The organism is Paraliobacillus salinarum, assembly GCF_014083865.1.
Taxonomy (GTDB): Bacteria; Bacillota; Bacilli; order Bacillales; family Amphibacillaceae; genus Paraliobacillus; species Paraliobacillus salinarum.
In genome coordinates, this window is the sequence record NZ_JACEFA010000001.1 from 188,941 (window position 1) to 209,130 (window position 20,190).

Sequence of the window (20,190 nt, forward strand, 5' to 3'; positions counted from 1 at the left end):
TTAAAGCCTCCACTTTTAATAGTGGAGGCTTTTTACTATCTTTTGTATGATGTTTCTTTATTTGTTCATACTAGTAAGTAATAAGTAAAGGAGCTGAGCAAATGTCTAAATCAGATAAATCACAAGAAGAAGAGCAAAAACAATCCTCTTTAGTAGATAAAATACAACAATTGGGTCAAAGTTCTATTCCTACTGCACCTGATTCTAATATTCATGTATTATCAATAATTGGCCAGATCGAAGGGCATGTACAATTACCACCACAAAACAAAACAACAAAATACGAACACCTTTTACCTCAACTAATTGCTATTGAACAAAACCCTAAAATAGAAGGCTTGATTATTCTATTAAATACAGTTGGAGGCGATGTGGAAGCTGGTTTAGCTTTATCTGAAATGATTGCATCACTTTCAAAGCCAACGGTATCTGTCGTATTAGGTGGCGGTCATTCCATTGGTGTTCCAATAGCTGTGGCAGCTAACCATTCATTTATTGTACCTTCAGCAACAATGACCATTCACCCGATCCGTCTTACAGGATTAGTAATCGGTGTCCCGCAAACATTTGAATATCTAGATAAAATGCAAGAGCGTGTGATTCAATTTGTAACTAGTCATTCCAATGTAAGTGAAGAGAAGTTTAAATCACTAATGTTTGAAAAGGGTAATTTAACAAGAGATATCGGAACAAATGTAGTTGGTAAAGATGCAGTGGAATTTGGTTTAATTGATGCTGTCGGTGGTGTTAAAGAAGCGATGATCGAATTAAATAAACAAATTGACAGTAATAAAGTAAATGAAGGGATGATCCAATGATACTATATACCCCTTTAGATCATAATGATATATTTACCACTACGCAAGATCAGTATAAAAAACAAAAAATGATGGAAGTAGAAGGAAGACCTGTATTAGTAAATTGTCTACCTGATGGAACATATCAAGTAGTTCAACTTTTATCGACAAATCCACATGATTACCTAGAATCACCTTTTCAACCAGGTGAAATAGTAAATAACTAAACATTCTAATGAATACCAATACAGATATTTACTACTAAAAATAGATAACAGAAACAAACACTTGTGCTATAATAATGATAAATGAGGTTATTCTTAGCACAAATTATTTATAACGATATTTAAAAACCCTTGTCTGTCAGGCGAGGGTTTCTATCTTCCATTCTATGGAGTACAATATATATAGTAAATTAGCTAGAATGATAGTTTAAAGTGAGGTGAGGGAAATGGCAAAGCGTAAAAAGAGAAAGAACAAAAAGAAGATACAACAACAATTAAAGTTTGAATTAATAGGTATATTACTTATTTTCCTTGCCATTTTAGGAAGTGGAGCTAGTGCAATAAGTGATGGAGCAATCCCGAACTGGTTAGAATTGTTTTTTAGATTATTGTTTGGTGTTTGGTATATCATGGCGTCTATTGCTCTTTTATTATTTGGGTTATTTTTAATGATAAAGCGACAGTTACCAGTTTTATTGAATAGGAGACTTATTGGGAGTGTCATTGTTTTCTTATCAGTATTATTGCTGACACATATTGAAAAATTCGAATTTGCACTATCACAAAATAATTCTGTTTTGCAATTAACATGGTCACATTACTTAGGTTATTTGAATAATACAATGCCAGGCTCTGACTTGGGCGGTGGATTAATAGGTGGACTTTTATTTGCATTTACATATGTATTGTTTTCGGCGCCTGGAGCACAAATTGTAGCTTTCTTTTCATTTGTAATTGGAATTGTTTTTATAACAGATTTCTCAATTGGAGCCTTCTTAGAAAAAAGATTGAAGGGATTTAAGTCGCGAATGGCTCAGTTTTCAAAGAATAAAAAAGAAAAAAAGAAACTTAAAAAATCACAAGCTACTTCTAAAGAGATAGAAATTGATGGGCCCTTTCATGACGAAAATGAAGAAGTTCAACGTGATGATGTTGATACAGTGATAGAACCGGTCATTCAAGAGTTTACGGATGTTGCGTATCCAACTCAACAATTATCTGGCAATGAAGAAGAGGAGAGAGAATCAGAGCGTTCTAGTAATAGTGATGAAACAGAAGGTGATCAACCATTACCATTAACAGAGATGGAGAATGTTGATTATCAACTTCCTCCAATTGATTTGTTAGATGAACCGAAAAATCAGCATCACCAGCAAGCAAAAGGAGAAATTCAGGCAACAGTAAGAAAATTGGAGCGGACATTCCAAAGCTTTGGTGTAAAGGCGAGAGTTACAAGGGTACATGTTGGTCCAGCAGTAACAAAGTATGAGGTTTACCCTGAAGCTGGTGTAAAGGTTTCTAAGATTGTAAATTTACATGATGACTTAGCGTTAGCATTAGCAGCTAAAGATATTAGAATTGAAGCACCAATTCCAGGTAAATCAGCTGTAGGAATTGAAGTACCTAATCAAGAAGTATCGACAGTGTCTTTAAGGGAAGTACTAGAAACAAGTCAAGCAGGAAAGGCATCAATATTATCTTTTGTTTTGGGAAGAGATATTTCAGGTGATGCGGTAGTTGCAGAATTAAATAAAATGCCTCACCTATTAGTCGCGGGTGCTACTGGTAGTGGTAAGAGTGTATGTATTAATGGAATTATAACAAGCATTTTAATGCGTGCGAAGCCACATGAAGTAAAGATGATGATGATTGATCCGAAAAAAGTAGAGTTAAATATATATAATGGAATACCACACCTGTTAACTCCTGTTGTTACTGATCCGAAAAAAGCATCAAGAGCATTAAAAAAAGTTGTTTCAGAAATGGAAAGAAGATATGAGCTTTTCTCAGATACAGGTAATCGAAATATTGAGGGATATAATGAATATATTAAACGATACAATCAGTCAGCTAATGAAGAGGAGCAACAACCACTACTGCCATATATTGTTGTCTTAGTTGATGAACTTGCTGATTTAATGATGGTAGCATCTAATGATGTGGAAGATGCAATTACTAGACTTGCACAGATGGCCAGAGCGGCTGGTATTCATTTGATAATTGCAACACAACGTCCTTCTGTTGATGTGATAACTGGCGTAATTAAAGCTAACATACCTTCAAGAATCGCGTTTAGCGTATCTTCCCAGACCGATTCACGCACAATACTAGATTCTGGTGGAGCAGAAAAATTATTAGGGAGAGGGGATATGTTGTTCATACCTGTAGGCTCTTCTAAACCTACTCGTATACAAGGTGCCTTTTTATCTGATGAAGAAGTAGAGCATGTTGTTGATCATTGTATTGAACAACAAAAAGCGCAATATCAAGAAGAAATGATTCCAGAAGAAGAAACGGAATTACAAAATGAAGTTGAAGATGAGTTGTTTAATGATGCGGTACAAATGATCGTTGAAATGCAAAGTGCAAGTGTATCGATGTTACAAAGAAGATTTAGAATCGGGTACACAAGAGCGGCTAGATTAATAGATGCAATGGAGGACCGTGGGATCGTAGGACCTTACGAAGGTAGTAAACCTAGAACTGTACTCGTCAGTGAATATCATGAGCAAAAAACAAGTTAAATCAAAATAAGTGCGACCTTTTTAACAGGTTGTACTTATTTTTTTAAAAAATAATTTAAAAAAATAGGAAAATATATTGACTTATCAGACGTCCAACCTTTAAAATGAAGTTAGATGAAATGGCACCGCTTTCAACTAAAAGACGTTGGACGTCCTACTAAAATGTATAACGTTTTCATAGTTGATATGACAAATGTCATCGTTTTCATCGACCTTATGTTCTATTTAGTATTTATTTATCGAATTAATAATGTTATATTAATGTTTGACAATGTTAATACGGTGTAAATACTGGAGGTTTATGAATGTCAATTGAAGCACAATGGGATGATTCATTTTACAAACTATCATTTGCATTAAAGCAAGATATCGAAAATGATACAATACAACGAAGAGAGAAACTCCCATCAATAGTCTCACTAGCTGAACAATACAATGTTTCGAAACAATTAATGAAAGCTGTCATTCAGCAATTCATTCAAGACGAGATTATTATTAGTCGTCCTGGTGTCGGTATGTTTGTTAGTACACAACCAATCTTTTCCTTAGGAATTGAACAATTAGGAAGTGTGACACAAATGATTAGTAATGCTGGAAAAACACCAGGAACTCAATATGTTTCAGCAGAAGTTGTTCAACCAAGTAAAAGCGATTTCAATTATTTCAAAGACGATCATATAGATGGTCTAGCCAAAATTGAACGTGTGCGAACTGCTGATGGTGAACCTGTTGTATATTGTATTGATAAAGTTGATCACAAGTTAATGCCGATGGATCAAATACATAGTAAACACTCCATCTTTCAATTGCTAGAAGAACACAGCAAAAATAAAATTGCTTATGCTGTTGCATTCATTGAACCGATCAGTTTTGACTCACAAATTTCACCGATATTGAATTGTCAACCAGATCAAGCATTATTGTTGCTGAAGCAAATTCATTACACCGATTCGGATGAACCTATTCTTTTATCTGAGAATTACTTTAGACCAGATGTGTTTCAGTTCTACGTCGTTCGGAAAAGAATTTGATTTAGCTCACTTTGAGGAGGTGATGTCTGCACCGATTGCAAAGGTAATCAGGTTTTACTACATTGTTTCAAATTAAACATTACTATTGGGGGTATTAAGATGAAGAAAAATCGTTTATTGTTATTGTTTGGTTTATTACTTAGTGCTATTTTAGTTTTAAGCGCTTGCGGAAACTCAGATGATGCTGATTCTGCAGATGAAGGTACAGATGGTTCAGATGGAAATGCTTCAGAAGAAACAAATGATTTCAGTGTAGCTATGGTTACTGATATTGGTGGAGTGGATGACAAATCATTCAACCAATCTTCTTGGGAAGGTTTACAAGCATTTGGCGCAGAAAATGGTTTAGAAGAGGGTACTGGATATGACTACGCTCAATCTGATCAAGATGCAGATTTCTTACCAAACTTAAATCGTTTGGTTCAACAAGATTTCAACATGATTTTCGGTGTAGGATTTAAATTAGCTGAAGCGTTGAAGGAAGTAGCGGATCAAAATCCAGATACTAACTTTGCAATTATTGACTCCGTTGTTGAAGGTGATAACGTAGCAAGCATTACATTCGCTGAGCACCAAGGTTCATTCCTAGTAGGTGTTGCAGCAGCAATGAAATCTGAAACTGGAAAAGTTGGTTTCGTTGGTGGGGAAGAAAGTGAATTAATTAAGAAGTTTGAAACTGGGTTTGTTGCAGGAGTAGCTGCTGTAGATCCTAACATTGAAGTAGAAGTAGACTATGCTGAATCATTTGGTGCTCCTGACAAAGGTAAAGCAATTGCAGCAAACATGTACAACAATGGAGTGGATGTAATTTATCATGCTTCAGGTGCTACTGGTAATGGTGTATTTGCACAAGCAAAAGATATCAAAAACGGTGAACCTGATCGTGACGTTTGGGTAATTGGTGTAGACCGTGACCAATATGATGAAGGTGCAATTAATGATACAAACGTAACATTAACTTCAATGGTTAAGCGTGTAGATACTGCTGTTCAACAAGTAACTGCTCAAGCAATGAATGGCGAATTCCCAGGTGGAGAAATTCTTACTTTCGGTATTGAAGAAGAAGGTATTAGTGTAGCTGATACAAATGAAGAAGCTTATACAGAAGAAGTTGACAAAGCAGTTCAAGATTGGAAGCAAAAAATCCTTGATGGTGATGTTACTGTACCATCAACTGATGAAGAATTAGAAACTTATATGGATTCACTTTAAAATCTAACAAACCTTAACATGCTTTAATGATTAAAAGGCTAGAGATTTCTAGCCTTTTTAATCTCTATTAATCTATATAAGTCTTCAAATGAAAAGAATTTACTCTCCCCTTTTCATTTGGTGATTTTAATCATACATTTTCCGTATAAGGAGTGAAGATGCATGGAGAATTATGTAATTGAGATGCTTCGCATACGCAAAGAATTTCCTGGTATCGTTGCAAACAATAATATAAACCTTCAAGTGAAGCACGGAGAGATTCACGCTCTCTTAGGTGAAAACGGTGCTGGAAAGTCTACATTGATGAACGTTTTATTTGGACTTTATCAACCGGAACAGGGTGAAATACGTGTTAAAGGTGATACAGTTAAAATAACTGATCCTAACATTGCCAATGAACTTGGTATTGGGATGGTACACCAGCATTTTATGCTAGTAGATACGTTTACTGTAACCCAAAACATTATTTTAGGTAGTGAACCTAAAAATGGTATCGTTGTTGACACAAAACGAGCTGAAAAAGAAATTATTGAATTATCTAAGAAGTATGGATTGGATGTAGATCCTAAAGCTAAAATCCGTGATATTTCTGTAGGTATGCAACAAAGGGTTGAAATTTTAAAAACGCTATATCGTGGAGCAGATGTTTTGATCCTTGATGAGCCAACAGCGGTTTTAACACCTCAAGAAATTAAGGAATTAATGAAAATACTTAGATCCCTTACTCAAGAAGGTATTTCTATTATTCTCATAACACATAAGTTAAAAGAAATAATGGAAGTTTGTGATCGTTGTACTGTAATAAGAAAAGGTGAAGGTATTGGTACAGTTGATGTCAAAGAATCCAATCCAAATGAATTAGCTTCATTAATGGTAGGAAGAGAAATTAGTTTCAAAACGGAAAAAACACCAGCACAACCGAAAGACGAAGTGTTAAAAGTAGAAGCTCTAGAAGTAAAAGATATTCGTAATGCTTTGATGGTGAAAGGTTTAAACCTCTCTGTTAAAGCTGGAGAAATTGTAGGAATCGCTGGTATTGACGGAAACGGTCAAACCGAATTAATTGAGGCATTAACTGGACTTAGGAAAATTGAAAATGGGAAAATAAATCTTAGTGGAAAAGATATCACTAATTTATCTCCTAGAAAAATCACAGAATCAGGTGTTGCTCATATTCCACAAGATCGTCATAAATTTGGACTTGTTTTGGATTATGCTATTGGAGAAAACATGGTCTTACAAAGTTATTACCAAAAACCTTTTTCTAATATGGGTATTCTATCCTTTAAAGAGATTTATAACTATGCAAATCGCTTAATTGAAGAATACGATGTTCGTACACCAAGCCCATACACAAAAGCAAAAGCATTATCAGGAGGGAATCAACAAAAAGCAATTATTGCTCGTGAAGTTGATCGTTCACCTGATTTGTTAATTGCTGCACAACCAACTCGAGGATTGGATGTTGGTGCAATAGAATTTATTCATAAGAAATTAATTGAAGAACGTGATAAAGGTAAAGCAGTGTTACTCTTATCATTTGAATTAGATGAAATACTAAATGTAAGTGACCGTATTGCAGTAATGTTTGATGGTAATATTGTTGCTAATGTCAAGCCAGAAGAAACTAATGAACAAGAATTAGGATTGCTGATGGCGGGAAGTAAGAAACAGAAGGTAGGTGAGCAGTAATGTTCTCAAATCGATTATTTAACCTTTTAGTACCAATTATCTCTGTATTACTCGGATTACTAGCTGGTGCGATCATCATGTTCTCTTTTGGCTACAATCCAGTTGAAGGGTATATAGCGCTATGGAATGGTGCTTTTGGAAATAGTTATTTCTTTGGTGAAACAATTCGTCAGGTCACACCATATATCTTAACTGGTTTAGCGGTTGCCTTTGCTTTTAGGAGTGGTTTATTTAACATCGGAGCAGAGGGTCAAGTTATCGTTGGTTGGGTTGCCGCTGTTTGGGTTGGATCAAGCATTGAAGCACCAATGTTTATCCATTTACCTTTAGCTATATTAGCTGCAGCTTTTGCTGGGGCCTTATGGGGATTTTTACCTGGACTATTAAAGGCTGTAAAAGGTGTACACGAAGTTATAATAACTATAATGATGAACTATATTGCTCTACACGTTTCTAACTATATGATAAGAAACGTAATTAGTGATGGTGGTGACACGTCAAATCGTGTTGCAGACACAGCATCTCTAGCATCGAACTGGATCATGGAAATGACAAGCTATTCCAGAATGCACTATGGTATTATTTTAGCGATTATTATGGCAGTTGTTATGTGGTTTATTTTAGAAAAAACTAGCTCAGGATATGAATTTAAAGCTGTTGGTTTTAATCCTCACGCTTCAAAATATGCTGGGATGAATGTTAAGAAAAATATTATTTTATCAATGGTTATTTCAGGTGCGTTTGCTGGTTTAGCTGGTGCAATGGAAGGTTTAGGTACATTTGGTTATATGCCTTCTCACTCTGCTTTTACTAATTTGGGTTTTGATGGGATTGCGGTAGCACTCTTAGGTGGTAATACAGCATTCGGTACTGTAATTGCTGCTTTCTTATTCGGTATCTTGAAAATAGGTGCATTAAATATGCCTACATCTGCTGGAGTACCATCAGAGTTAGTAGAAATAGTTATCGCTTTAATTATCTTCTTTGTAGCATCAAGTTATATTATTCGTTGGGTGCTATTGCGTTTGAGAAAGGAGGAGAAATAAATGGCAATTATAGATGTTTTACAATCGATTATACCAATTGCACTATTCTATTCTGCTCCACTTATCTTTACAGCTCTTGGAGGAGTATTTAGTGAAAGATCTGGTGTTGTAAACATAGGATTAGAAGGTTTGATGGTCATGGGGGCATTTGTGGGAATCGTCTTTAACTTGACGTTTGCTGATGTATTTGGCTCATTTACACCTTGGTTGTCTATTCTTGTTGCTGCTATTGTTTCTTCGATCTTCTCTATATTACATGCTGTTGCATCTGTATCTTTCCGAGCGGATCAAGTAGTAAGTGGTGTAGCAATCAACTTTCTTGCTTTAGGTTTAGGTGTATTCTTAACAAAACAATGGTATGGTAAGGGACAAACGGATATGGTTTCACAACCTTTCTACTCAAAGAATGTACCTGTTTTATCTGATATACCGATTATAGGAGAGATGTTCTTCTCGGGCGCTTACTATACGTCATACTTGGCAATTGGTTTAGCTGTACTTTCTTGGTTTGTACTTTATAAAACACCATTTGGTTTACAGCTTCGTTCAGTAGGGGAGCATCCAATGGCTGCTGATACGAACGGTATTAATGTTTATAAAATTCGTTATATAGCTGTTATGCTATCTGGTGCGCTAGGTGGATTAGGTGGATCGGTTTTCGCACTAACTATTGCACTTAACTTCTCTGGTGCAACAATTGTTGGGCAAGGTTTTATGTCCTTAGCGGCAGTAATCTTTGGTAAATGGCACCCTCTAGGAGCTTTAGGGGCTGCATTATTCTTCGGGTTTGCACAAAGCTTAAGTATTATAAGTGCAAATATCCCATTCTTAGCTGACGTACCTAAAGTTTACTTGACTATTGCTCCGTACGTGTTAACAATCCTAGCGTTAGCTGGATTTATCGGGCGAGCAGAAGCTCCAAAAGCTAACGGTGACCCTTACATTAAAGGAACACGTTAAATATTTAATAAGAAAAGAGTCTGGTAATTGTTACCGGGCTCTTTTTTCGATAGAATATATTCTATGGGTATAATAAGAAAAAGAGTTGAATCTATATAAAGATTAAGGAGGCATTCATTTGTCTATTTTAAATGAAGCGATTACTGAACAAAATGGTTTTCGATTACACATAATTGATACCAAAAAATTTAAGACGATTCATGTTGTATTGAAATTGAGAACGACACTTGATAAAGAATCGATTACCAAGAGAGCATTATTACCGTTCGTTTTACAGCAAGGTACCAGTTCTTATCCTAGTCAGAATGAACTTCAACAAGCATTGGATAACTTATATGGCGCTGAATTAAGTATTGATGGTGCAAAGAAAGGTAATAATCATATCTTAACTTTTAGAATGGAGATTGCTAATCAATCATACTTAAATACTGATATGAATATACTTAATGAATCCATTAAGTTGTTGAATGAAGTAATTTATTCTCCAAAATTGAGTGGACAAGCCTTTGATAAGTCTATTGTAACGAGAGAAAAACAGACATTAAGGCAGAAGATTAAATCTATTGTCGATAATAAAATGAGTTATGCTAATATGCGATTAATTGATGAGATGTGCGGTGAAGAAGTTTATCGTTTGCATGTTCACGGCTACGAAGAGGATTTAGAGCATATTGATGAACAGAATCTTTACACGTATTATCAGTCACTGTTAGAACAAGACCAAATGGATATCTATGTGTTAGGTGACTTGTCGTCTATAAATGTGGAAGAAACGATTGGCTCGTCCTTTAATCAAGAAAGAAATAGCAACGAATTTGAAAGTATCAATGAAGTGTATCATGTTGATTCTCCAAAGGAAATTGTAGATAAACAGCATGTTCAGCAAGCAAAATTACATCTAGGTTTTAGAACAGATATTACTTACGGTGATTCACTGTATCCTGCACTTCAAGTCTTTAATGGTGTTCTTGGTGGCTTTCCAAGCTCCAAATTATTTATTAATGTGAGAGAGAAGAATAGCCTTGCTTATTATGCTGCTTCAAGGTTTGAAAGTCATAAAGGTTTATTGCTCATTTTTAGTGGTATTGCACCTGAAGATTTTGATAAAGCAAAACAAATTATTTTACAACAAGTAGAAGCGATGAAAAAAGGTGAATTTAGAGATGAGGATATTGATCAATCGAAGAAACAAGTAGAAAACCAATGGAAAGAAACGATTGACCATCCAAATGGGCTAATTGAAATACTTTATCATCAAGTAATAGCGAATAATCAACTTGCACCATCCGAAATACTATCCCAAATAAATCGTGTAACCAAATCTGATTTGATGGAAGTAGCAAACCAACTACAATTAGATACGATTTATTTGTTAACAGCTCAGGAAGGAGATAGTCATGAATAAACATTACTATGAGCAATTAAAAGAAACGTTGTATTCTAAACATTTAGCCAATGGGTTACAAGTGTACTTACTGCCTAAACAAGAGATGTCAAAAACATTTGCCATTTTTGCGACTGATTATGGATCCATCGATCAATCTTTTACACCTATTAATCAAAATGATTCGATCACTGTTCCTGATGGCATTGCCCATTTTTTAGAACACAAGCTTTTTGAAAAAGAAGATCGCGATGTGTTTCAAGATTTCACCAAGCGTGGTGCCTCAGCAAACGCGTTTACATCTTTTACAAAAACAGCCTATTTGTTTTCGGCGACTGAGGAAATAGAGAGTAATGTGGAGACACTAATTGACTTTGTACAAGATCCTTATTTCTCTGATCAATCTGTTGAAAAAGAAAAAGGGATTATCGCCCAAGAAATTCGCATGTATGATGATCAGCCGGATTGGCGCTCATTTTTCGGAACAATTGGCAACATGTATCACAACCATCCGGTACAAATAGATATTGCTGGTACGGTTGATTCTATCCAAGCAATTACGAAAGAAGATTTATATACATGTTATGAAACCTTCTATCATCCATCAAATATGATTTTATTTATCAGTGGAAATTTCCAAGTCGAGCATATGATGGAATTAATCGAAACAAATCAAAAGAAAAAAACATTTCAGCCTTTAAGCGAGATTGAAAGAACATTCCCAAGTGAACCAGCAACTGTTGCTGAACGTCACAAAATATTAGAAATGCCTGTGTCTGTATCGAAATGTATGGTTGGCATTAAAGAAGATTTGCAACAAGTGAATGATGATTTTATGAAACAAGATTTATTAGCTGATATGTTGCTTGATTATTTCTATTCAAAAAGTGGAAGCTATTATCAAGAGCTTTACGAACAAGACTTAATTGATGATAGTTTTAGTTTTGAATCCAATCGGGAAAAGAATTTTGCTTTCTCTATCCTTGGCGGGAATACAATGAAGCCGGATCAATTAGCAGATGCAATTAAAAAGCAGCTTGATCAATGGAAAAGCACTTCTTTGACAGACGCATCTTTTGAGCGAATGAAACGTAAGAAAACAGGTGAGATATTGAGTAGTATGAATAGCCTGGAATCTATTGCTCAGCAATTTATTCATTATAAGACATTAGGTTTTGATTATTTTGAGCTATTAACTACGCTTGAGCAGTTAACGATAGAAGAAGCCAATTCCTTTTTGCAGAAATGGGTAAGTCAAGATAACTTAACCGTCTTTCAAGTGATGCCAACTAAGGAAAAAGAGTAATGCTCAATCATTGTTTAATTATTGGGGCAAGCGGAGATATTGGTAAGCGAATAGCATTGAAATTAGCAGAAGAAGGCTATACCTTAACACTGCATTTTTTTAATAACAAACAAGCGATTGATGAATTGTGTGCGCTATTACCTGAAATGGTCGTGTTGGATAGCATACAAGCTGATTTAAGTTCAGAAGAAGGGATTACTCAATTCATTAAATCTGTTGCTTTTGAACCAACTCATATTGTGTTTGCAAACGGACAATCATTAACGGGGATATTTCAAGAAACATCCACTCAATTAATGGACGAATTATATTACGTACATGTGAAGTCTCTTTGGATGATTACAAAGGCATTTCTTCCAAATATGATCAAGAACCAATATGGAAAACTAATTATCATTTCATCGATATGGGGAGAAGTAGGTGCCAGTTTCGAAGTGGTTTATTCTTCAGTAAAAGGTGCACAAAATAGTTTTGTAAAAGCACTAGCTAAAGAAGTCGCTATTAACAACATTCAGGTTAATGGAATTAGCCCGGGTCTAATTCATACTAAAATGAATCAAAACTTAACTTCTGAAGAAATTACAGCACTAACAGATACAATACCTGCTAATCGGATGGGTACTACAGATGAAGTAGCAAATCTTGCTGTTTTTTTAGCAAACGATAGTTCGAATTATATCAATGGTGAAATAATTAAAATTGATGGTGCCTGGTAAATCTATCATGTATATTTTCCTCCTTTTTTCACAAGCTAAAGATGTAGTCTAATGAAGGAGGGAAAGTGTATATGTCAGTATTAGATAATTTCGAATCATGGAAAGATTTCCTCGGTGATCGATTACACCAAGCTCAATCGCAAGGAATAAGTCAAGAAGCAATTTCAGATCTAGCGTACGATATTGGTAACTATCTTTCTAACCATGTAGATGCTAAGAATGATAAAGAAGCTGTAATCAAAGAATTATGGAATGCCGGAGATAAAGAAGAACAACATGCGATTGCCAATATGATGGTGAAGTTAGTTCAAAACGAAGGTACAGATCGCTAATATAAAAGTCCTTGCTTTTAAGCAAGGCTTTTTCTGTTATTACTTGTATATTTAATCTGTTATTCCATGTTTATAAACCTTAGAAATAAAAATTTGAAAAAATAATGTCATTTAACTTTCAAAAATTGTTATAATCATTTATTATAAAGTTAGTGTAAAAAGCTATAGATACCTGTTATTATTTAATTGGATGGTGTTAACATGGAAATTGGAAATAAACTGAAAGAAGTTAGGGAAGAAAAAGGGTTATCTATCAATGACATAGAAAAAATGACTAAGATACAACCAAGGTATTTACACGCAATTGAAAAAGGCGAATTTTCATTACTTCCTGGTACTTTTTATACACGAGCATTCGTTAAAGAATACGCAATAGCTTTAGGTTTAGATTCAGCCCAAATACTAGAAGAGTACAGTCATGAACTTCCTTCTACTACGGAAGACACAACAATCGAGTATACTCGATTGCAACGTAATAAGAGAAATAATGACTTATCTTCAAAAAAATCACCGTTACTTTCTTTACTGCCAACCATTATTGTTGGTGTCTTAATTATCGGAGTGCTTTTCATCATCTATCTTATATCTAGTGACTATTTCTCAAGTGATGAAAATGGAACTAGTACACCGCCTGCTTCTGAAGATAATGGTGGGGATCAGGTGAAGTTACCACCTGAAACAGACGAAGAGCCAAATACTCAAAAACCAGAAGATGATACTACTGATGAAAATACGGACGAAAGTAAAGATGAAGGTACAGATGAAAGTGTTAATGAAGAGCCTGAATTAAAACTTACTGAATTTAATAATGATCAGTCTACTTATGACTTTACTTACACTGAGGACAAAGTTGTCATAACTTTTGAAACAGAAGGACAGAACTGGTTAGAAGTTGAAGATGGTAATGGAGAAAGTCTTTATTACGGGACCTTTCAACAATCAGATTCGCCTATGGAGTTTGACGTTTCTGGTAACGATCAAATTTATGTAAGATATGGTGAACCAACTACCTTATCAATTGATTTAAATGGTGCACCATTGGAATTATCCGACGATATTAGTAGCCCGACAGCAGTTCAACGCGCTTGGATTAATCTGAATCAGAAACAAGAATAGAGTATGAAATATACCCTTTTCATCATACGGTGAGAAGGGTATATCTTTTAAAGATCAAATCTAGTTAATATAGAGAACAAAGGAGAATACATATGAACATACCTAATCAAATAACTTTATCACGTATTTTTTTAATTCCGGTTTTTATTTTACTTTTAACTTTACCACTAGACTTTGGAGAGTGGTCAATTGGAACAACAACATTACCAATTGTAGATTTTATTGCGGCAATGTTGTTTATCGTTGCAGCAGGCACAGATTGGGTTGATGGTTATTATGCAAGAAAGTATCAGCTAGTTACTAACTTAGGAAAGTTTTTAGATCCGATGGCCGATAAATTGTTAGTATCATCAGCTTTTATTCTATTAGTCGAAATGGATATGATTCCTGCATGGATTGTTATTATTATCATTAGTAGAGAATTTGCTGTTACTGGTCTGCGTTTAGTTGCTGCTGGAGAAGGAATTGTGTTAGCCGCTGGCAATTTGGGGAAATGGAAGACAACTTTTCAATTAGTATCCATTTCACTATTACTGTTGCATAACTTTCCATTCTCATTTATTAATCTTCCGATAGATATCGTAACATTATATATCGCGCTAATTTTAACTGTTATATCCGGTGTTGATTACTTTGTTAAAAACTGGCATGTGATGAAGGGGTCTAAATAATGGGGGTATCATATAAAGCTGAAGTCATCGGTGTTGGAACAGAACTGTTATTAGGCCAAATTGCAAATACAAATGCGCAATGGATCTCTGAAAAGCTTGCTAATTTAGGTATTAATACGTTTTATCATCAAGTGGTTGGTGATAATTTGGATCGCGTTGTAGATTGCTTTGAAGCCGCTGCGCGTCGTTCGGATTTTGTATTTGTTACTGGAGGACTTGGACCGACAGATGATGATTTAACAAGGGAAGCATTTGCAAAGTTGTCTGATAAAGAATTGGTTTTGAACGAGCAAGTACTAAACGACATAGCTACTTTTTTCAAGAAAAGTAAGCATCAAATGACAAAGAATAATTATAAACAAGCAATGACATTTGAAGATGCGGTGATTATACCTAATCCAATTGGTACTGCACCAGGAATGATTCATACCCATGGTGATAGTACATTTGTTTTTATGCCTGGTGTTCCTAGAGAAATGAAAAGAATGATGTCCACATTCGTTATCGATTATTTTAAAGAAAAATTTGAATTAATGGATGTAATACAGTCTAGAATGCTACGATTTATTGGTATAGGAGAATCGTATTTAGAAGAAGAAATTCATTCAATTATATCTAGACAAAGTAATCCAACTATTGCTCCATTAGCGACTGATGGGGAAGTAGGTGTTCGTATAACAGCGAAAGCAGAGACAATAGAACGAGCTAATCAACTTATTCAGCAGACAGAGAAAGAATTGCTAGATATCGTTGGAAGTTATTTTTATGGATATGATGAAACCTCCATTGATAAGGCGGTACTTAGCTTGCTTAATGAGCAAAACAAGACAATTGCTGGGGCTGAAAGTTTGACGGGTGGGCTTTTTGCTGATGCATTAGTATCAAATCCGGGTTCAAGCAATGCATTTTTAGGGAGCTTTGTTAGCTACGCTGTAGGTGCTAAACAAGATGTACTTGGGGTTTCAGAACAAACGGTTAACAATCATGGTGTTGTAAGTCAGCAATGTGCAGAAGAAATGGCAACAAATGCAGCTAATCTATTGAGTGCAGATGTAGCAATTAGCTTTACAGGTGTTGCAGGACCAGAACAGTCAGAGGGAAAAGAAGTTGGTACGGTATATATTAGTATATATGCTGATGGAAAAGTTATGGAAACGAATGCTTATCATTTTTCAGGTGAGCGAAACTATATTCGAAAGCGTTCAGTGAAAAAGGGACTGGAGCTTTTATATCGTTATTTAAAAAATAGTTAAAATAATGTTTCGAATCACTTTTTATGAGCTAAATTGGATGTTTATTAGATATAAACATTCAATTTACACCAGTTAATTAACTTTAAAATAATCGAACATTTATTCGCTTTTTGCTTGTTAAATCTTAAAAAACAAGTTATGATAGTAATAGTTGAAATTTCGAGGGGGAAGATAGTGTGAGCGATCGTAAACAAGCCTTAGACATGGCGTTAAAATCAATAGAAAAACAATTTGGTAAAGGTTCAATAATGAAACTTGGTGAGCAAGCGGAGCAAAGAATAGCAACAGTTTCAAGTGGTTCATTGGCTTTGGATGTTGCATTAGGTGTAGGTGGTTATCCTAGAGGACGTGTTGTAGAAATATATGGACCAGAGTCTTCTGGTAAAACAACTGTTTCATTACATGCTATTGCAGAAGCGCAAAAGCAAGGTGGTCAAGCAGCGTTTATTGATGCGGAGCACGCTTTAGATCCAACATATGCTAGAAACTTAGGAGTCAATGTTGATGAATTATTATTATCTCAACCGGATACTGGTGAGCAAGCTTTAGAAATTGCCGAAGCATTAGTTCGAAGTGGCGCAGTGGATATGATTGTAATTGACTCTGTGGCTGCACTTGTTCCAAAAGCTGAGATTGAAGGTGAAATGGGTGATGCCCATGTTGGATTACAAGCAAGATTAATGTCTCAAGCTCTAAGAAAATTATCTGGTGCGATTAATAAATCAAAGACTACCGCTATTTTCATCAACCAAATCCGTGAAAAAGTTGGTGTTATGTTTGGTAATCCGGAAACTACACCGGGTGGACGTGCACTGAAGTTCTATTCATCTGTACGTTTAGAAGTACGCCGAGCGGAGACGTTAAAGCAAGGTAATGATATGGTAGGTAATAGAACAAGAATTAAAGTAGTGAAGAATAAAGTAGCCCCACCATTTAAACAAGCAGAAGTTGATATTATGTATGGAGAAGGAATCTCTAGAGAAGGTGAATTACTAGATATCGCTTCTGATCTAGATATTGTTCAAAAAAGTGGTGCTTGGTATTCTTACAATGAAGAGCGTTTAGGACAAGGTAGAGAAAATTCTAAACAATTCTTAAAAGAAAATACGCTTATTGCTGAAGAAATTTATAATAAAGTTCGTAATCATTACGATATGGATGTTCCTGAATCAGCTGAAGAAGCTGAAGAGAACGATAAATAATTACGATAGATTAAAAAGCTGATAGCAAAATTTGTTATCAGTTTTTTTGATAATATTTGACGTTTCCTTGACATAACAAACAAGCAAGATTAAAATTAAAAATGTATAATTTTATTATACATTTTTGATTAATTATGCATTTATATTGGTAAAACTGTACATGCCGACTTAAATTGTTTTGTACAAATTCATAGCAAGAGGAGGTGAAACCATGGAAAGCATAGGCATCGTCATCTCCATTTTGCTCCTAATCGTCGGTATTGTTGTTGGTTATCTGATTCGTAAATCTATTGCAGAAAAGAAGATTTCTAGTGCGGAAGAATTAGCTAGGCAAATTGTTGAAGAAGGACATCGAAATGCTGAAGTAGCTAAGAAAGAAGCGCTACTAGAAGCAAAAGATGAAAGTCATAAAATTCGTCAACAAGTAGATCAAGACCTTCGAGAGCGAAGAGTTGAACTACAGAAACAAGAAAATCGTCTATTGCAAAAAGAAGAGAATTTGGACCGAAAAGATGAAACGCTAGATAAGCGTGAGCTCATGTTAGAAAGAAAAGAAAATTCGCTAACAGAAAAACAACAACAAATTGAAGAAATGGAAAGCAAAGTGGAAGCTATGTTAAGCGAGCAACAGGCTGAATTAGAACGCATTTCTGGCTACACTTCTGACCAAGCGAAACAAATTATTCTAGATCGAGTAGAAAAAGAAGTAACACATGATACAGCATTGATGATTAAAGAAGCTGAGAATCGTGCGAAAGAAGAAGCGGACAAGAAAGCAAAAGAAATTCTTTCTATCGCAATGCAACGTTGTGCTGCTGATCATGTAGCTGAAACAACCGTATCAGTTGTAAATCTTCCAAATGATGAAATGAAAGGGCGGATAATTGGTAGAGAGGGACGTAATATTCGTACACTTGAAACCTTAACCGGTATCGATTTAATTATTGATGATACCCCTGAGGCAGTTATTTTGTCAGGATTTGATCCTATTCGAAGAGAAACTGCTCGGATTGCACTAGAGAAACTAGTACAAGATGGTAGAATTCATCCGGCTCGTATAGAAGAAATGGTTGATAAATCTAGACGTGAAGTAGATGAGCACATTCGTGAAGTAGGAGAACAAACTACTTTTGATATTGGTGTTCATGGCCTTCACCCTGATTTAGTAAAGATACTTGGAAGATTAAAATATCGTACAAGTTATGGTCAGAATGTATTAAAACACTCAATGGAAGTTGCGTATCTATCAGGCTTACTTGCTTCGGAATTAGGTGAAGATGTTACTGTTGCTAAGCGTGCTGGTTTGTTACATGATATCGGAAAAGCTATCGATCACGAAGTGGAAGGTAGCCACGTTGAAATTGGAAAAGAATTAGCGATGAAGTACAAGGAGAATGACATAGTAGTTAACTCCATTGCTTCACATCATGGTGATGAAGAAGCAACATCTATTATTGCTGTTCTTGTTGCAGCCGCAGACGCCCTGTCAGCTGCACGACCTGGCGCAAGAAGTGAAACTTTAGAGAATTATATTAAACGATTAGAAAAACTTGAGGAGATTTGCGAATCTTATACAGGTGTTGAAAAATCGTTTGCCATTCAAGCCGGACGTGAAGTTCGAATCATGGTGAAACCAGAAGAAATTGATGACTTGGAATCATTGCGTATTGCACGAGAAATTAAAAAGCGCATTGAAAGTGAATTGAATTATCCAGGACACATCAAAGTAACAGTAATCAGAGAAACAAGAGCAATCGAATATGCAAAATAAAGCGGCCAATTGGTCGCTTTATTTTATTTATTTCACATTTTCATGTGGATATCTTACAATATGTTATTTTGACATTTCTGCATGCATATGTGACACTAATTATAATTACAGAGATAAGGAAGATAAAAATGAAAATATTATTTGTTGGTGATGTTGTCGGTTCGCCGGGCAGGAATGAATTAGAAAATTACTTGCCTAAATTGAAGCAAAAGTATCAACCTCAATTAACTATTGTTAACGGTGAGAATGCGGCATCAGGTAAAGGAATGACAGAAAAGATTTACAAACAAATGCTTGGTTGGGGTGCACAAGTCATCACAATGGGTAATCACACATGGGATAAAAAAGAAATTTTTGAGTTTATTGATGATGCCAAAAACATTATACGCCCTGCAAACTTTCCAGAAGGAACTCCAGGAAAGGGTTTACAAATTATAGATTGTAATGGTGTTAAAGTTGCCGTAATTAATTTACAAGGAAGAACTTTTCTTCCTCCAACTGATGACCCCTTCCGAAAAGCTGATGAACTAATAGAAATAGCTAAGAAAGAGGCTTCAATTATCTTTGTTGACTTTCACGCAGAAGCCACAAGTGAAAAGCAAGCATTAGCATGGTATTTAGATGGTAGGGTAAGCGCAGTAGTTGGCACACACACACATACACAAACAGCAGATGAACGAATTTTAGATAATGGAACAGCTTATATTACTGATGTTGGGATGACTGGTCCTTATGATGGAATTCTTGGAACAGATCGTGACGCAGTTATTAAGAAATTTTTAACGAACTTACCTGTTAGATTTGAAGTTACTAAAAAAGGGAAGACACAATTAAATGCAGTTATTATTGATATAGATGATCAAACTGGCAAAGCGAAACAAATAAACCGAATTATTATCAATGATGATCATCCTTTTTTTGGATAGCATTTAAAATAAGATATTATCCTTCA

Annotated in this window: 18 protein-coding genes; all 18 read left to right on the top strand. The window is 35.2% G+C overall.

The window, feature by feature from the left end; translation table 11 throughout:
* Window positions 1-101: 101 nt before the first annotated feature.
* Complete coding sequence (locus HP569_RS00970; protein ID WP_182199208.1) at window positions 102-818, top strand: ClpP family protease; 717 nt, start codon at window positions 102-104, stop codon at window positions 816-818.
* Window positions 815-1,024, top strand: coding sequence for a YlzJ-like family protein (locus HP569_RS00975; protein ID WP_182199209.1), 210 nt, complete (start codon window positions 815-817; stop codon window positions 1,022-1,024). Before HP569_RS00970 ends, HP569_RS00975 begins: the two co-directional genes overlap by 4 nt.
* Window positions 1,025-1,248: 224 nt before the next feature.
* Window positions 1,249-3,546 carry an FtsK/SpoIIIE family DNA translocase gene (locus HP569_RS00980; protein ID WP_182199210.1) on the top strand — a complete coding sequence of 766 codons (2,298 nt, stop codon included), beginning with the start codon at window positions 1,249-1,251 and terminating at the stop codon, window positions 3,544-3,546.
* Between the two features lie 305 nt (window positions 3,547-3,851).
* Window positions 3,852-4,577, top strand: coding sequence for a GntR family transcriptional regulator (locus tag HP569_RS00985; protein ID WP_182199211.1), 726 nt, complete (start codon window positions 3,852-3,854; stop codon window positions 4,575-4,577).
* A 99-nt stretch (window positions 4,578-4,676) separates the two neighbouring features.
* Complete coding sequence (locus tag HP569_RS00990; protein ID WP_182199212.1) at window positions 4,677-5,789, top strand: BMP family lipoprotein; 1,113 nt, start codon at window positions 4,677-4,679, stop codon at window positions 5,787-5,789.
* A gap of 162 nt (window positions 5,790-5,951) precedes the next feature.
* Window positions 5,952-7,481: an ABC transporter ATP-binding protein gene (locus HP569_RS00995; RefSeq protein WP_182199213.1), complete on the top strand. Its 1,530-nt coding sequence runs from the start codon at window positions 5,952-5,954 to the stop codon at window positions 7,479-7,481.
* Window positions 7,481-8,527, top strand: coding sequence for an ABC transporter permease (locus tag HP569_RS01000; RefSeq protein ID WP_182199214.1), 1,047 nt, complete (start codon window positions 7,481-7,483; stop codon window positions 8,525-8,527). Before HP569_RS00995 ends, HP569_RS01000 begins: the two co-directional genes overlap by 1 nt.
* The gene (locus HP569_RS01005) at window positions 8,528-9,487 is read left to right on the top strand and encodes an ABC transporter permease (RefSeq protein WP_182199215.1); all 960 of its coding nucleotides are present in this window, start codon (window positions 8,528-8,530) and stop codon (window positions 9,485-9,487) included. It begins immediately after the preceding gene.
* Between the two features lie 118 nt (window positions 9,488-9,605).
* The gene (gene yfmF, locus HP569_RS01010; RefSeq protein WP_182199216.1) at window positions 9,606-10,892 is read left to right on the top strand and encodes an EF-P 5-aminopentanol modification-associated protein YfmF; all 1,287 of its coding nucleotides are present in this window, start codon (window positions 9,606-9,608) and stop codon (window positions 10,890-10,892) included.
* Window positions 10,885-12,177 carry an EF-P 5-aminopentanol modification-associated protein YfmH gene (gene yfmH / locus HP569_RS01015; protein ID WP_182199217.1) on the top strand — a complete coding sequence of 431 codons (1,293 nt, stop codon included), beginning with the start codon at window positions 10,885-10,887 and terminating at the stop codon, window positions 12,175-12,177. Before yfmF ends, yfmH begins: the two co-directional genes overlap by 8 nt.
* Complete coding sequence (gene ymfI / locus HP569_RS01020) at window positions 12,177-12,893, top strand: elongation factor P 5-aminopentanone reductase (protein ID WP_182199218.1); 717 nt, start codon at window positions 12,177-12,179, stop codon at window positions 12,891-12,893. The genes yfmH and ymfI overlap by 1 nt, the downstream gene beginning before the upstream one ends.
* A gap of 71 nt (window positions 12,894-12,964) precedes the next feature.
* The gene (locus HP569_RS01025; RefSeq protein ID WP_182199219.1) at window positions 12,965-13,225 is read left to right on the top strand and encodes a DUF3243 domain-containing protein; all 261 of its coding nucleotides are present in this window, start codon (window positions 12,965-12,967) and stop codon (window positions 13,223-13,225) included.
* Window positions 13,226-13,426: 201 nt separating this feature from the next.
* Window positions 13,427-14,341 carry a helix-turn-helix domain-containing protein gene (locus HP569_RS01030; protein ID WP_182199220.1) on the top strand — a complete coding sequence of 305 codons (915 nt, stop codon included), beginning with the start codon at window positions 13,427-13,429 and terminating at the stop codon, window positions 14,339-14,341.
* A gap of 92 nt (window positions 14,342-14,433) precedes the next feature.
* On the top strand, window positions 14,434-15,012 hold the full coding sequence (gene pgsA / locus HP569_RS01035) for a CDP-diacylglycerol--glycerol-3-phosphate 3-phosphatidyltransferase (RefSeq protein ID WP_182199221.1): 579 nt from the start codon (window positions 14,434-14,436) through the stop codon (window positions 15,010-15,012).
* Window positions 15,012-16,265, top strand: coding sequence for a competence/damage-inducible protein A (locus HP569_RS01040; protein WP_182199222.1), 1,254 nt, complete (start codon window positions 15,012-15,014; stop codon window positions 16,263-16,265). Before pgsA ends, HP569_RS01040 begins: the two co-directional genes overlap by 1 nt.
* A gap of 176 nt (window positions 16,266-16,441) precedes the next feature.
* Window positions 16,442-17,467, top strand: coding sequence for a recombinase RecA (gene recA, locus HP569_RS01045; RefSeq protein WP_182199223.1), 1,026 nt, complete (start codon window positions 16,442-16,444; stop codon window positions 17,465-17,467).
* Between the two features lie 211 nt (window positions 17,468-17,678).
* The gene (gene rny, locus HP569_RS01050; RefSeq protein ID WP_182199224.1) at window positions 17,679-19,238 is read left to right on the top strand and encodes a ribonuclease Y; all 1,560 of its coding nucleotides are present in this window, start codon (window positions 17,679-17,681) and stop codon (window positions 19,236-19,238) included.
* Window positions 19,239-19,366: 128 nt separating this feature from the next.
* The gene (locus HP569_RS01055) at window positions 19,367-20,164 is read left to right on the top strand and encodes a TIGR00282 family metallophosphoesterase (RefSeq protein ID WP_182199225.1); all 798 of its coding nucleotides are present in this window, start codon (window positions 19,367-19,369) and stop codon (window positions 20,162-20,164) included.
* Window positions 20,165-20,190 lie beyond the last annotated feature (26 nt).